The organism is Streptomyces mobaraensis NBRC 13819 = DSM 40847 (assembly GCF_017916255.1).
Taxonomy (GTDB): Bacteria; Actinomycetota; Actinomycetes; order Streptomycetales; family Streptomycetaceae; genus Streptomyces; species Streptomyces mobaraensis.
Genome location: NZ_CP072827.1, coordinates 6,858,435 through 6,871,689, shown reverse-complemented (window position 1 = coordinate 6,871,689; position 13,255 = coordinate 6,858,435). Strand labels below are relative to the sequence as shown.

The 13,255-nt window shown below is 73.8% G+C and carries 12 protein-coding genes; 4 read left to right on the top strand and 8 right to left on the bottom strand.

Annotated elements, in window-relative coordinates; translation table 11 throughout:
• Positions 1-33: 33 nt before the first annotated feature.
• From J7W19_RS29700 to J7W19_RS29665, 8 genes are all read right to left on the bottom strand, one after another.
• Positions 34-1,125 carry an IS110 family RNA-guided transposase gene (locus J7W19_RS29700; RefSeq protein WP_040892933.1) on the bottom strand — a complete coding sequence of 364 codons (1,092 nt, stop codon included), beginning with the start codon at positions 1,123-1,125 and terminating at the stop codon, positions 34-36.
• A gap of 234 nt (positions 1,126-1,359) precedes the next feature.
• Entirely contained in the window at positions 1,360-1,779 is a 420-nt protein-coding gene (locus J7W19_RS29695; protein WP_004953706.1) for a hypothetical protein, read from the bottom strand.
• The gene (locus tag J7W19_RS29690) at positions 1,776-2,543 is read right to left on the bottom strand and encodes an ABC transporter ATP-binding protein (RefSeq protein ID WP_210455408.1); all 768 of its coding nucleotides are present in this window, start codon (positions 2,541-2,543) and stop codon (positions 1,776-1,778) included. Before J7W19_RS29690 ends, J7W19_RS29695 begins: the two co-directional genes overlap by 4 nt.
• Positions 2,536-3,543 carry an ABC transporter ATP-binding protein gene (locus J7W19_RS29685; protein WP_210455406.1) on the bottom strand — a complete coding sequence of 336 codons (1,008 nt, stop codon included), beginning with the start codon at positions 3,541-3,543 and terminating at the stop codon, positions 2,536-2,538. The genes J7W19_RS29690 and J7W19_RS29685 overlap by 8 nt, the downstream gene beginning before the upstream one ends.
• Before the next feature lie 410 nt (positions 3,544-3,953).
• Complete coding sequence (locus J7W19_RS29680) at positions 3,954-4,799, bottom strand: ABC transporter permease (RefSeq protein WP_004953699.1); 846 nt, start codon at positions 4,797-4,799, stop codon at positions 3,954-3,956.
• On the bottom strand, positions 4,792-5,757 hold the full coding sequence (locus J7W19_RS29675; RefSeq protein ID WP_040892368.1) for an ABC transporter permease: 966 nt from the start codon (positions 5,755-5,757) through the stop codon (positions 4,792-4,794). The genes J7W19_RS29680 and J7W19_RS29675 overlap by 8 nt, the downstream gene beginning before the upstream one ends.
• Positions 5,758-5,798: 41 nt before the next feature.
• Entirely contained in the window at positions 5,799-7,403 is a 1,605-nt protein-coding gene (locus tag J7W19_RS29670) for an ABC transporter substrate-binding protein (protein WP_040892366.1), read from the bottom strand.
• 97 nt (positions 7,404-7,500) lie between these two features.
• Positions 7,501-8,553: a LacI family DNA-binding transcriptional regulator gene (locus J7W19_RS29665; protein ID WP_004953690.1), complete on the bottom strand. Its 1,053-nt coding sequence runs from the start codon at positions 8,551-8,553 to the stop codon at positions 7,501-7,503.
• 153 nt (positions 8,554-8,706) lie between these two features.
• Between J7W19_RS29665 and J7W19_RS29660 the strand changes: the two genes are divergently transcribed.
• From J7W19_RS29660 to J7W19_RS29645, 4 genes are read left to right on the top strand one after another with little or no spacing between them, the layout of a single operon-like run.
• Positions 8,707-10,017, top strand: a complete 1,311-nt coding sequence (locus tag J7W19_RS29660; RefSeq protein WP_004953686.1) for an ABC transporter substrate-binding protein — start codon at positions 8,707-8,709, stop codon at positions 10,015-10,017.
• A 7-nt stretch (positions 10,018-10,024) separates the two neighbouring features.
• Positions 10,025-11,008, top strand: a complete 984-nt coding sequence (locus J7W19_RS29655; protein ID WP_004953685.1) for a carbohydrate ABC transporter permease — start codon at positions 10,025-10,027, stop codon at positions 11,006-11,008.
• A complete protein-coding gene (locus J7W19_RS29650) occupies positions 11,005-11,835 on the top strand; it encodes a carbohydrate ABC transporter permease (protein WP_004953683.1) in 831 nt (276 codons plus the stop codon). The genes J7W19_RS29655 and J7W19_RS29650 overlap by 4 nt, the downstream gene beginning before the upstream one ends.
• A 32-nt stretch (positions 11,836-11,867) precedes the next feature.
• Positions 11,868-13,142 carry a glycoside hydrolase 5 family protein gene (locus J7W19_RS29645; protein ID WP_004953680.1) on the top strand — a complete coding sequence of 425 codons (1,275 nt, stop codon included), beginning with the start codon at positions 11,868-11,870 and terminating at the stop codon, positions 13,140-13,142.
• Positions 13,143-13,255 lie beyond the last annotated feature (113 nt).

The following is a 13,255-nucleotide window of genomic DNA, read 5'->3' as shown; positions in this document are numbered from 1 at the left end:
CGCCCGCCCGCCGGCGGGATGCTCCTATGGATGTCAAGCGGCTTCAGTGAGGTCGCCTTGAGTCGTTTGTCGGCTGGTGGATCGGTGGTCGAGGGATCGCATGAGGACGCGGTAGACCTCGCGTGCGACGTGGCGTTTGAGGCAGCGCATGATGTCCTTCTTCGACAGGCCCTGCTGGGTGCGCCGTTCCATGTAGATGCGGGTGCGTTCGTCCCAGCGCAGGCGGCAGAGCACGATGGTGTGCAGGGCGTGGTTGGCGGCCCGGTCTCCGCCGCGGTTGAGCCGGTGGCGGTCCCGGCGGCCCGAGGAGGCCGGTATGGGAGCGACGCCGCACAGGTGGGCGAAGGCTGCTTCGGAGTGCAGCCGGTCGGGGTTGTCACCGGCGGTGGCCAGCAGCTGCCCGGCCACGTCCGCGCCGACTCCTTGCAGGGCCAGGAGCTCGGGGGCGGCCTGGGCGGTGAGCGTCTTCAGCTCCGCCTCCAGCTCGTCGATCTCCTCGGTCAGGGCCAGGATCCGCCGGCCCAGCCGGCGCAGGGCCGCCTTGGCCGCGTGCAGCGGGTCGGCGAGATCGTCACCCGGCCGCAGCCGCGCGCACGCCTTCGCCAGCCGGGCGGCGGTCAGCCCGCGCAGCGGGGCGCGCAGGCTCTCGGGCGCGGTGACCAGCAGTTGCCGTGCCTGGTTGACTGCCTGGGTACGGGACTTGACCGCCGAACGGCGCGGCACCCGCAGAGCCCGCACGGCTTCCACGACACCGGTGCGGGTCTTGGGGGTCCCGCTCGCCCTGCCGGAGGCCACCGCCACGGCGGCGGCGTAGGCGTCGATCGGGTCGGACTTGCCCTTCAGCCTGCGGGTTTTGCGGTCCGGCCGGTCGACCTCGACGACCTTCAGTCCCGCTTCGCGCAGAACGCGGGCGAGTTCGGCGCCGTAGGCGCCGGTGCCTTCCACGCCGACGGCCGTCACGGTGCCCTGGGCGAGCAGCCAGGCCAGGAGCTTGCGATATCCGGGGCCGGTGGCCTCGAACTCCTGGTCGGCCAGGTGGCGGCCGAGGCGGTCGACCACGGCGGCGTGGTGGGTCTCGCCGTGGGTGTCGATGCCGCCTGTGACTTCCAGGGCCTGGTCCGTCATGCTGGTCACTGCCGTCCTCTCGCTGATCCCGGTAGGGCGGCACGCGCCGGCCGGGCGGGCGGACAAGACAGTGGCGGGGCTTCTTGACCAAGCTCCTATAAGGTCACGGTCGCCCGTCCGGTCGCGTGCGAGGCGGCTCCTCCGAGCGGATCGACAAATCCCAAACAAGACAGTCGAGACGTCGGTCAGTCCGTGAGTCAGACCCGTCGGAGAAGCCACGTCACATCCTCACTGTCAGTCCTTGACGTTCTCGCGCACGCGCCGGGAGGGCGTGAAGACGTAGAGGTCGAGGACGCCCGGCGGGTCGGCGAGCCCCGGACCGCCCGCCTCCGTCCAGGCGGCGACGTCGGCCGGGACGTCGGGGTCGTTGCACAACCCCAGCCAGACGGGCCGTCCACCGGCCTCCCGGCCGGCCCGGGACGGCTGCACGACGATGACGTTCGCCTGCTCGCAGGCGTCCAGGCAGTCGGTGACGCGCACGGCGGCCGTACCGTCCAGGGCCTGGCGCAGCGCGCGCAGTTGGGCCGCGTGGTCGACGCCGGGGACTTTGGGCGTACCGCAGCAGCAGCCGCGGCAGACGGTGACCGTGCAGCGGTCCGCCGCGGGCGCGGCGGCGTCGGCGCGGCGGGTGCGTTTCCTGGCGGGGGCGCTCATCGGTGTCCTCGGTGGTCGGGAGGTGGGCAGGGGCGGCCGTCGGCCGGGGCCGTGTCGGCCGGGGCCGTGTCGGCCGGGGCCGTGTCGGCCGGGGCCGTGTCGGCCGGGGCGGCCGCCACGGCCTCCCAGTGGACCGTCCGGTCGCACCAGCGGTTCAGGAGGGCGGGGTCGTGGCCCACCGCCAGCAGGCCGGCGCCGGTCTCCCGGCGGTAGTCCTCGACGACGGCGACCAGGGCGGCCGTCGTCGAGGCGTCGAGCATGGCCGTCATCTCGTCGCAGACCAGCCAGCGCGGCCGGAGGGCCAGGGCGCGGGCCAGGCAGGCGCGCTGCAGCTGGCCGTCGCTGACCTCGTGCGGGCGGCGGGTGAGCAGGTCGGGGGTGAGGCCGGTGGCGGCGGCGAGTTCGCGGACACGGTCGGCGGCCTCGGCGCGGCGGCCGGTCGCGCGGAGCGGTTCGGCGATCAGGTCGTGGAGCCGCAGCCGGGGGTCGGCGGACATGCGCGGCTGCTGGAAGACGACGCCGAACGCGGTGCGTTGCGCGCGGGGGGCGCGGTGGCGCCAGCCGCGCGCGGGTTCGCCGTCCAGGGTCACCGTGCCGGCGTCGGGGCGGTGCAGCAGCGCCGCGACCCGGGCCAGGGTGGACTTGCCGCAGCCGCTGGGGCCGAGCAGTCCGACGGCCTCGCCCGCGGCCACGGTCAGGGAGGCGTCGCGGACGACGGGCCGGCGCGGTTCGTAGCCGGCGGTCACGTGGCGCAGCTCAAGCACGGGCGCTCCTCGGGTGGTGGCAGGCGACGCCGTCCGTGAGCGGCGGGACAGCGGCGCAGGCGTCCGCGGCGCGGGGGCAGCGGGGGGCGAAGGCGCAGCCGGCGGGGAGGTCGCCGAGTTCCGGGGGCATACCGGGGATGGGGGTGAAGGCGCGTTCGGGCAGGGCGTCGAGCAGGCCGCGGGCGTAGGGGTGGCGGGGGCCCGGGGCGCCGAAGAAGGCTTCGGCGTCGGCGAGTTCGACGATGCGGCCGGCGTACATCACGGCGACGCGGTCGGCGATCCGCTCGGCCGCCGCCAGGTCGTGCGTGATCACGAGGAGAGTGTGGCCGCGGTCGACCTGGGCGCGCAGTTCGTCGACCGTACGGTCCACGAGCGCGCGGTCCAGTCCCGTCGTCGGCTCGTCGGCGAGCAGCAGCGGGGCGTCGCCGACGAGGGCGAGGGCGGTGGCGGCCCGCTGGGCGAGGCCGCCGGAGAGCTGGTGCGGGTGCCGGTCGAGGTGGTCGGCGGGGAACGCGGCGCGCGCGGCGGCGGCTTCCTCGCCGTCGCGCCGGCCGGTCAGCTCGCGGATCGTCTCGCGGAGCTGGGAGCGGACGGTGCGGACGGGGGTGAGGTGGTCGGCGGGGAACGCGGCGCGCGCGGCGGCGGCTTCCTCGCCGTCGCGCCGGCCGGTCAGCTCGCGGATCGTCTCGCGGAGCTGGGAGCGGACGGTGCGGACGGGGGTGAGGTGGGCGGCGGGGCTTTGGGGGACGAGGCCGATGCGGCGGCCTCTGACCGTGCGGGCGAGCGTCCGCTCGTCGGCGGTCAGGAGGTCCAGCCGGTCGTCGTCGCCGCTCAGCCAGGCGTGGCCTTCCGTGCGGGCGTTGCCCGGCAGGAGGCCGAGGAGGGCTGAGGCGAGGACGGACTTTCCGCAGCCGCTCTCGCCGATGAGGGCGAGGCATTCGCCTCGGTGGAGGCGGAAGGTGGCGTCGGTGACGGCGGCGATGTCGCGGCCGCCGCGCATACGGAAGCGGACGGAAAGGTTCTGGACGTCCAGGAGGGGGGTGGCGTCCTGCGGAGCTGTGCCCCGGACCCGCCCCTTCCCGTTTCTCGCGGGGGATGCGCCCCCACGCACCCCCGCCTCGTCGCGGCTGCGCCGCTCGGGCTCCAACGCCGGCCGGGCCGACTCCGCGAGGGAGACCTCCCGCGGAACCGCGCTCCTGCCCCGCCCCTCCCCGTCTTCCGCAAGGGCCGCGCCCCCGCAAGCCCCCGCTTCGTCGCGGCTGCGCCGCTCGGCCGATCCAGCCCGTCCGGCGTTTGAGGACGTCCGCGCGGAGCGCGGTTGCGGGGGTCGGGGGGCGGAGCCCCCGGTCGCCTGGGGGGCGCGCGGGGGCTCCGCCCCGCGAGAATCGGGTCGGGGCGGGGTGGGGACCATCACAGCGTCAGCTCCGATCGCCGCCGAGGCGAGAGGCGTTCGCGCCACGCGGCCGCCAGACCCGCGACGGCCAGGGTGGGGACGATGATGAACAGGCCGGGGAACAGGGTCGGCCACCAGTCGCCGGCCAGCAGGGAACCGCGTGCCGCCTGCACCATGTTGCCCAGGCTGGCCTGGTGGGTGGGCAGGCCCAGGCCCAGGAACGACAGGGCCGACTCGTGCCAGATCGCGTGCGGGATCATCAGCACGGCGGCCAGCCCGGCCTGCGGCAGGACGCCCGGCAGCAGGTGCCGTACGGCGATCCGCAGCCGCGACGAGCCGCCGGAGACGGCCGCGTCGACAAACGGGCGGGAGCGCAGCGACAGCACCTCGGCGCGGACGATCCGGGCGGTGGACAGCCAGTGGGTGACGGCGATGGACGCGATGACCGGGCCGACGCCGGGGCGGAACATCGCCACCACGAAGATGCCGAGCAGCAGGTGCGGCACGGACGAGAAGAGGTCGACGACGCGCATGACGACACGGTCGGCCCAGCCGCCGAGCGCCCCGGCCAGGGCGCCCACCGCCGTGCCGACGACGGTGGCGACGAGGGCGGCGACCGCGCCGACGAGCAGCGAGACCCGCAGCCCGTAGACGGAGCGCAGCAGCAGGTCGCGGCCGACCTCGTCGGTGCCGAAGGGGTGGGCCGCGCTCGGCGCCTGGAGCTTGGCGGCCAGGTCGACGGCCTGCTCGTCCAGGGGGACGAACAGCGGCACCAGGACGACGGTCAGCACGGTGACGGCGACGAGCGCGGCGCTCACCGCGCCCTTGGGGAGGCGCCGGGCGGATATCGCGAGCTCAGCCATCGAAGCCCACCCTCGGGTCGGCCAGCCCGTACAGCAGGTCCGACAGCAGATTGCCGACCAGCACGGCCGCCGTGGCCAGCACGGTGAGCGCGGCGAGCAGCGGGAAGTCGACGCCGGTCGCGGCGTCGACGGTGGCGGAGGCGATGCCCGGCCAGCTGAAGACGGTCTCCACGAGCAGGGCTCCGGTGATCAGTTCGGGGACGCGGGAGCCGATCAGGGTGAGGACCGGCAGCAGTCCCGAGCGGAGGGCGTGGCCGAGCAGGACGGTGCGTTCGGAGAGGCCGCGGGCGCGGGCGCCGCGTACCGGGTCCTCGTCGAGCGCGTCGCCGACGCCCTGGCGCACGTACAGCACGAACCACGGCAGCTGGGTGACGGCGAGCACGGCCGCGGGCAGCACCAGGTGGGAGGCGACCTGTCCGGCGGTGACGGTGTCGCTGCCGGTGTCGGTGAGGCCGCCGGCGGGCAGCGCGCCGGTCTTGAGGGCGAAGAACCAGACGGCCAGCAGGCCGAGCCAGAACGGCGGCGCCGCCTCCAGGACGTACGCCAGGGAGGTGACGGCCCGGTCGAGGAGCCCGCCGCGGCGCCGGGCGGCGAGTACGCCGAGCGCGGTGCCGACGAGGACGGCGGCGGCGAAGGCGGTGCCGCAGAGCAGCACGGACCAGCCGATGCGTTCGCCGATGGCCTGGGCGACGGGCTGCCGCAGGGTGGTGGAGACGCCGAGGTCGCCGGTGAGGGCGGCGGTCAGCCAGTCCCACCAGCGGGCGGCGAACGGCCGGTCGGCGCCGAGGTTGTGCCGGAGCTGGTCCAGGACGTCCTGGCCGGTGCCGGGCGCGCCGCCGCCCGCGTAGACCCGGGCGGGGTCGAACGGGGAGGCGGCGGCGACGGCGAAGACGGCGAAGGTCACGACGAGCAGGACGGGGACGGCGGCGAGCAGCCGCCGTCCCGCCATGCGGGCCATCGGCCCCCAGGGCAGGGCCGTCCCGCGGGTACCGCGGGTGCTCACCGCTTCGGCTGCCAGTCCTCGACGTTCCACCAGGGGCCGGCGCCGAGGCCGTGGTCGTGCGGCTCGACCTGGGTGGTGAGGTCCTTCCAGTTGTCCCTCATCACGTAGAGGTGGTCGACGTGGGTGAGGAAGACGTAGCCGGGGTCGTCGGCGAGGGCGTGCTGGACCTTGTCGTACGCGGCCTTGCGGACGGCCTTGTCGCCGCTGCGCCGGCCCTCCTCCAGGGCCTTGTCGACCTCGGGGTTCTTGTAGGCGGCCATGTTGTTGAAGCCGTCGAGGGCGAGGGAGGAGTGCAGCAGGTTGTAGAGGTCGAAGTCGGGGTCGGCCGGGTTGCCGCCGCCGGCGAGGACCGCGTCGTCCTTCAGGCGCGGCTCGATGACCTCCCAGGTGCCGCTCTGCACCTTGGCCCGGATGCCGATCTTCTTGGCGTCGGAGGCGAAGGCGAGGGCGTGCTCCTGGCGGAGCTTGTCACCGGCGGGGAACCAGAGGGTGAACTCGGCGCGCTCGCCGTCCTTCTCCCGGATGCCGTCGGCACCGGGCTTCCAGCCCGCGTCATCCAGCAGCTTCTTCGCCTTCTCGGGGTCGTGCGGGCGCTCGGTGCCCTTGGCGAACCACTCGCTGTCGGTGGGGACGGGCCCGTAGCCGGCCCGGCCCGCGCCCTCCAGCAGGCTCTTGACCATGGCGTCGCGGTCGACGGCGAGGTCGAGGGCGCGGCGGACGGCGGTGTCGCCGGTGACCTTGTTGCCGGTGGGCAGGGTCACGCCGCGGAAGTCGGTGGTCTTCGCGGTGATCGTCGTCTTGGAGTCGTCGCCCTGGAAGCCCTTGACGAGGTTGGGCGGCAGGATGGCGCCGTCGAGGTCGCCGCTGCGCAGCCGGGTGGCCCGGACGTCGTCGTCCTTGATGATGGCCATAGTGAGCTTCTTGACCTTCGGTTCGCCGCCCCAGTAGTCGGGGTTGGCCTTGAAGGTCAGCTTCTCGCCCTTGCTCCAGCCGGTGAGGACGTAGGGGCCGGTGCCGATGGGCTTGGTGTTGAACGGGCCGGTGTTGACGTCCTGTCCCTTGGCGGCGTGCTCGGGGACGATCGGCAGGACGGTGCGCTCGGCGAAGGGCGCGTAGGGGTACTTCAGGGAGAAGACGACGGTGTCGTCGCCGCGGGCGGTGACCTTGTCGACGGCGGCGAGCTCGCCCTTGTCGGCGTTGTTGGTCTTCTCGTCGAGGATCGTCCGGTAGGTGAAGACGACGTCCTCGGCGGTGAAGGGCTTGCCGTCGCTGAACGTCACCCCGTGCCGGAGCGGGAAGGTGTAGGTGCGGCCGTCGTCGGTGACCTTCGGGAAGGACGCGGCGAGGGCGGGGCGGAGCTTCATGTCCGCGCCGCGGCGCAGCAGGCCGTCGAAGATCTTGGAGTTGCCGTCCTTGCCGTAGCCGAGCAGGGGGCTGAGGGTCTCCGGCTCGTTCGCGATGCCGACGACGAGCGAGTCCCTGACCCCGCCGGAACCGTTCCCGCCGTTCCCGCCGCCGGGCTTGCCGCAGGCGGCGGCGCCCGTGGCCAGCACGCCCGCCGCGACCATGGCGGCCGTCACCCGTATGGACCGGGCCGTCATGCCCTCCACCCCAGTTCACTTCTCGGTTGCTGTTGCGAATACCTCGCAATTAAATCGCACGGCGCGGAGTGGTCATGATCGAGGTGGGAGCTGTGTGTCAGGTGGCCGCCGCCCGCCCCGTCGACCCCCGTTCCACCAGCAGCGGCGTCGCGTCGCGGGTGCGGCGGGCCGGGGCGCCGTCCAGGAGGGCGACGAGTTCCTCGGCGGCGCGGCGGCCGAAGGCGGCGGTGTCGCGGGCGAGGGCGGTGAGGGGTGGGTGGGTGCTGCGGCAGAGGACGGAGTCGTCCCAGGCGACGATGGAGAGGTCGGCGGGGACGGCCAGGCCGCGGCGGGCGGCGGCGGCGAGGCCGGCGACGGCCATCACGTCGTTGTCGTAGACGACGGCGGTGGGCGGCCGGGGGGCGGCGAGCAGCCGGTGGGTGGCCTCGGCGCCCTGGGCGTCGGAGTAGTCCGTGGTCACGGAGGTGACGTGCAGGCCGTGGCGCTCGGCGGCCCGGCGCAGGGCGGCGGCGCGGCGCAGGGTGTGGGCGAGTTCCCCGAGGCCCGCGACGTGGGCGACGCGGCGGTGGCCGAGGGCGTCGAGCCGGGCGACGACGGAGTCCATGGCCTCGGCGTCGTCGGCCCAGAGGTTGGAGAGCGCGCCGTCGGGGGCCGGTTCCCAGGCGGGGTCGTCCATCGCGCCGATCACCACGGTGGGCAGGCCGAGCCCGGCGAGCAGGGCGGGCCGGGGGTCGTCGGCGCGCGGGTCGACGACGAGGAGGCCGTCGACGCGGTGCTCGGCCCACCAGCGGCGGTGCACGGCGCACTCGGCGGCCACGTCCTCGACCACCTGGAAGAGCAGGCCGAGGCCGCGCGCGGCGAGGGCCTCCTGGACGCCGGAGACGAGCCGGAGGAAGAACGACTCGACGCCGAGGGTCCTGGCGGGCCGGGCGAGGACCAGGCCGACGGTGGCGGAGCCCTCGCCGGACAGCGCGCGGGCCGCCGTGCTGGGCTGCCAGCCCAACTGCTCGGCGACGCGCCGGACCCGCTCGCGGGTGCCCTCCGAGACGCCCGGGCGGCCGTTGAGCGCGAAGGACACCGCGCTCTCCGACACCCCGGCGCGGCGGGCGATGTCGCGGATGGTCGGGCGGCGGGCCGGCAGGCGGCGCATGGGGTCTCCTCGGGCGTCCGGAGCGGGCCCGGCACCGGCCCGGGCCCCAACACACTAAAGCGCATTAGTCGTTGACGGAAGTATTGACGTGACTCCCTTGCCGGGTGCACCTTTTGGACCGCCACCTTCCGGCCCGACCGAAGGAGCCCGGCCATGCACCCGTCCCGTGGAGTCGTCCGGAGAACCGTCCGGCCGGCCGTTCCGCTGCTCGCCCTCGCGCTGGCGCTGAGCGCCTGCGGTTCGGACGGCGGAGGGGGTGGCGGGTCGGCGGCGGACGGGCGGATCGAGGGCCGGATATCGTTCCAGACCTGGAATCTCCGGGCCGGTTACAAGGACTACTTCGAGTCGCTGGCGAAGGAATTCGAGAAACGGCATCCCGATGTCACGGTGAAATGGCTGGACCAGCCCGCCGAGCACTACGCGGACAAACTCGGGGCGGACGCCGCCGCCGGCACGCTGCCCGACGTCGTCAACGTCTCCCCGGACCTCTCCTATCCGCTGGCCAAGGCGGGCGTGCTGCTGAACCTCGACAAGGAGCCGGTGGCCGCGAAGTTCCGGGACGAGTACACGGCGGAGGCGTGGCGGGGGAACACCCTGCCGGGGCTGGACGGGGCGTACGCGTTCCCCTGGTACCTCACCACGGGCCCGCTGTTCTACAACAAGTCCCTGTTCCGCGCGTCCGGTCTGGATCCGGAGAAGCCGCCGCGGACCTACGACGAGCTGTTCACCGCCGCCGCGGAGATGTCCCGCCGGTCGGGCGGCCGGACGGCCACTCTGGCGGGCACCCCGGCGATCGAGGACTTCGGCCGGTACGGGGTCCGGCTGATGAACGACGACGCCACCCGGTTCACCTACAACGAGTCCAAGGGCGTCGAGCTACTGACCCGCTACAAGCGGCTGCACGACGACGGCGGCCTGGATCCGCAGGCGCTCACGAGCACTCCGGAACAGGCGGGCCGGAAATTCCTGGAGCAGAAGGTCGCCATGAATCCGGGCGGCGCGAACGACCTGGCGAACTTCCGGAAGAACGCGCCGAGTCTGTACCGGAACCTCGGAATCACCGACGCCCCGAACAACACCGGGAAGCCGAACATGTACGTCATGGGCCTCGCGGTCAACAAGAACAGCAACCACAAGGCCGCGGCCATCGCCTTCGCCCATTTCGTGACCGACCGGAGGAACCAGGAGGCGTTCGCGCACCGGGTCGCCGTCTTCCCGAGCACGAAGGGTTCGCTCGACGACCCGTACTGGACGAAGGACGACGGGACGGACGAGGGCCGGGTGCGGGTCGCCTCGGCGAAAGCGCTGAAAGGCGCCGTGAATTACACGCCCGTGGTGATGAGCGACGAGATGAAGACGATTCTGCGGAACGAGGTCGCCAAGGCCCTCCAGGGAAAGAAGTCGCCGAAGGAGGCACTCGACGACGCGGTGGAGCAGAGCGACCGGCTGCTGCGGCGGAAGTGATCCGGCCATGGCCCGCAGAGACGTGGCCCGCAGAGACGTGGCCCGCGGAGACATCGCCCGCCGCCGAGACATCGCCCGCGGAGACCTGGCCCGCAGAGGCGTCCGCCTCCACCACCCCGTGACCCCCTGGCTGCTCCTGCTCCCCGGGCTCGCCGTCCTCGCCGCGTTCAGCCTGTTCCCGTTCCTGACGACCGTCCGCGACGCGTTCACCGACGCCCGGACGCTCGTCCCCGGGCACTGGGTCGGGCTGCGGAACTTCCGGGACATGCTGCGTGACGAGCAGTTCTGGGTGGCCCTGCGGAACAGCGCGCTGTACGTCGTCCTCGTCGTCCCGTTCACCGTGCTGCTGCCGCTGCTGCTGGCGCTGCTGGTGCACAAGAGGCTTCCGGGGATGGGCTTCTTCCGGGCCGCGTTCTACACCCCGGTGGTGGCCTCGGTGGTGGCGGTGGCGCTGATCTGGTCCTGGATGCTGGACGACCGGGGGCTGGTCAACGGCATCCTCAAGGCGCTGGGCGCCGGGCCGGTGTCGTTCCTCGGCGACTCCTGGCTGCTCCTGTTCAGCGCGATGGCGCTGACGGTGTGGAAGGGCCTCGGCTACTACATGGTGATCTACCTGGCCGCGCTGGCCAACGTCCCGCGCGAGCTGCACGAGGCCGCGGCGGTCGACGGCGCCGGCCCGCTGCGCCGCTTCGCCAGCGTCACCGTGCCGGCCGTCCGCTCGACGATGGTGCTGGTCGGCGCCCTGTCGTCGGTCTCCGCGTGCAAGGTCTTCTCAGAGGTGTTCCTGCTGGCGGGGCCCACCGGCGGGCCGGCCGGGGAGGACACCACGCTCGTCATGCTGGTGCAGCGGACGGGCACCGGTCTCGACGGGCGCGTCGGCTACGCCTCCGCCCTGTCCCTCGTCGTCTTCGTGATCGCGCTGCTGCTGATGCTGCTGGTGCTGCGCGCCGGCCGGGGCGGGAACGCGGCGGACCGGGAGGGGCACCGGTGACCAGGACGTCGTGGGCGGAGAAGGTGTTCCGCTACGTGCTGCTGCTCGTGGTGCTGGCGCTGACCGTCGGCCCGTTCCTCTGGCAGCTGTCCACCTCGTTCAAGAGCACGACCGAGGACGTCTACACCTCGCCGCCCCGCTTCCTGCCCGCGCACCCCACCGCGCACAACTACGCCGAGGTGGCCGACATCGTCCCGGTCTGGGACTACGCCCTCAACTCGCTGACGGTGGCGGTGGCGAGCGTGCTCACCAACCTGGCGGGGGCGTCGACGGCGGGCTACGCGCTGGCCCGGCTGCGCTTCCGGGGCCGCGGGCTCGCGGGGCTGGCCTTCGTGGCGGCGCTGCTGGTGCCCGCGGAGTCGCTGGTGATCGCGCAGTTCACCATGATGCGCGACCTCCACCTGAACAACACCCTCACCGCCGTGGTGCTGCCCGGGGCCGTCGGCGCGCTGAACGTGCTGCTCATGCGGAACGCGTTCGCCGGTGTCCCGCGCGAGATCGAGGAGGCGGCGGTCGTCGACGGCGCGAACACCTGGCAGCGGTTCACCCGGATCGCGCTGCCGTCGGTGCGCGGGACGCTCGCCGTCGTCGCGATCTTCGCGTTCATGGGCGCCTGGGACGACTTCCTCTGGCCGCTGATCGTCCTGTCGGACTCCGAGCGCTACACGCTGACCGTCGGCCTGAACTTCCTGCACGGCACGTTCCAGCAGGACCCGCGGCTCGTCGCCGCCGGGACCGTCATCGCGGTGGCCCCGCTCGTGGTGCTGTTCGCCTGCCTCCAGCGGTACTTCTTCCGCGGGGCCGGCGAGGGCGCCGTCAAGGGCTGAACGTCCTGGACCCCGTTCCGGAGAGGAGCTCCATGAGCGTGCGTTTCGGCGTCAACTACACCCCCAGCCGGGGCTGGTTCCACCACTGGCTGGACTTCGACCTCGACGACGTCCGCGCCGATCTGGACGGCGTGGCGTCCCTCGGCCTGGACCACATCCGGGTCTTCCCGCTCTGGCCGCTGTTCCAGCCCAACCGGACGCTGATCCGGCCGCGCGCCGTCGAGCAGCTGGTCCGGCTGGTGGACGCGGCAGGCGAACGCGGCCTGGACGTCGCCGTGGACGGGCTGCAGGGGCACCTGTCGAGCTTCGACTTCCTGCCCTCGTGGGTGACCACCTGGCACCGCCGCAACCTGTTCACCGACCCGGACGTCGTGGACGCCCAGGCCCGCTACCTCGCGGCGCTGGCGGGGGCGCTCGCCGGGCGGGCCAACTTCCTCGGCATGACCGTCGGCAACGAGACCAACCAGTTCGCCGGCGACCCGCACCCCGCCCCGGACCGGGTCACCACCGCCGAGGCGGGCCGCTGGCTGCGCCGGATGACGGAGGCGTGCGAACGGGCCGCGCCCGGCCGGACGCATCTGCACGCCGCGTACGACGCCGCCTGGTACGACGGCACGCACCCCTTCACACCCGCGCACGCGGCCCGGATCGGCGCCATGACCGCCGTGCACTCGTGGGTGTTCAACGGCACCGCCCAGCGGCACGGCCCGGACGGCGCGGCGACCGGGCTGCACGCCGCGTACCTGATCGAACTGTCCAAGGCGTGGGCCGACGATCCGGCGCGCCCGGTGTGGCTCCAGGAGGTCGGGGCGCCCGCGCCGCACATACCGCCCGCGCGGGCGGCCGAGTTCACCCGCACGACCCTCCGCAACGCACTGGACTGCCCCGGGCTGTGGGGGGTCACCTGGTGGTGCTCGCACGACGTGGACCGGGCCCTGGCCGACTTCCCGGCGCTGGAGTACGACCTGGGGCTGTTCACCAACGACCGCCGGCTCAAACCGGCGGGCGAGGCGCTGGCCCGGGTGGTACGGGAGTACAGGGAGTTCGAGGAGAGCGCGGCGGGCCGGGCGGGCGCGTACGACGGGCCCGCGCCCCGGCGCACGGCGCTGATCCTCGACGCGGGCGACGTGGAGAGCGCGCCGCTGCGACCGCTGTGCGCACCGGGCGGCGCCTTCTTCGAGGCGTGGATGCGGAACGCCGCGGACGGGGTCCGTCCGGCCGTGGTGCTCGCCCAACGCATCACCGAACCGGGCCACTTGGCGGCCCGGGGCATCGAGGAGACGATCGCCGCCGACCGGCTTCCCTGACCACCGCCGGACACCGCCGCGGGCCCGGTCCGCCCGCGGACCCCGGAGCCGAACGAGGAGGGCGCGATCCCCGGGGCCGGGGCTGTCCCTCCGCATATCCCCTCGGAGGAGCG

Bases quoted from the DNA above. Each gene is read 5' to 3' on its own strand.
- J7W19_RS29680 (WP_004953699.1), bottom strand. From the start codon at position 4,799: ATGGCTGAGCTCGCGATATCCGCCCGGCGCCTCCCCAAGGGCGCGGTG.
- J7W19_RS29700 (WP_040892933.1), bottom strand. From the start codon at position 1,125: ATGACGGACCAGGCCCTGGAAGTCACAGGCGGCATCGACACCCACGGC.
- J7W19_RS29655 (WP_004953685.1), top strand. From the start codon at position 10,025: ATGGCCCGCAGAGACGTGGCCCGCAGAGACGTGGCCCGCGGAGACATC.
- J7W19_RS29685 (WP_210455406.1), bottom strand. From the start codon at position 3,543: ATGCGCGGCGGCCGCGACATCGCCGCCGTCACCGACGCCACCTTCCGC.
- J7W19_RS29670 (WP_040892366.1), bottom strand. From the start codon at position 7,403: ATGACGGCCCGGTCCATACGGGTGACGGCCGCCATGGTCGCGGCGGGC.
- J7W19_RS29645 (WP_004953680.1), top strand. From the start codon at position 11,868: ATGAGCGTGCGTTTCGGCGTCAACTACACCCCCAGCCGGGGCTGGTTC.
- J7W19_RS29660 (WP_004953686.1), top strand. From the start codon at position 8,707: ATGCACCCGTCCCGTGGAGTCGTCCGGAGAACCGTCCGGCCGGCCGTT.
- J7W19_RS29665 (WP_004953690.1), bottom strand. From the start codon at position 8,553: ATGCGCCGCCTGCCGGCCCGCCGCCCGACCATCCGCGACATCGCCCGC.
- J7W19_RS29695 (WP_004953706.1), bottom strand. From the start codon at position 1,779: ATGAGCGCCCCCGCCAGGAAACGCACCCGCCGCGCCGACGCCGCCGCG.
- J7W19_RS29675 (WP_040892368.1), bottom strand. From the start codon at position 5,757: ATGGCCCGCATGGCGGGACGGCGGCTGCTCGCCGCCGTCCCCGTCCTG.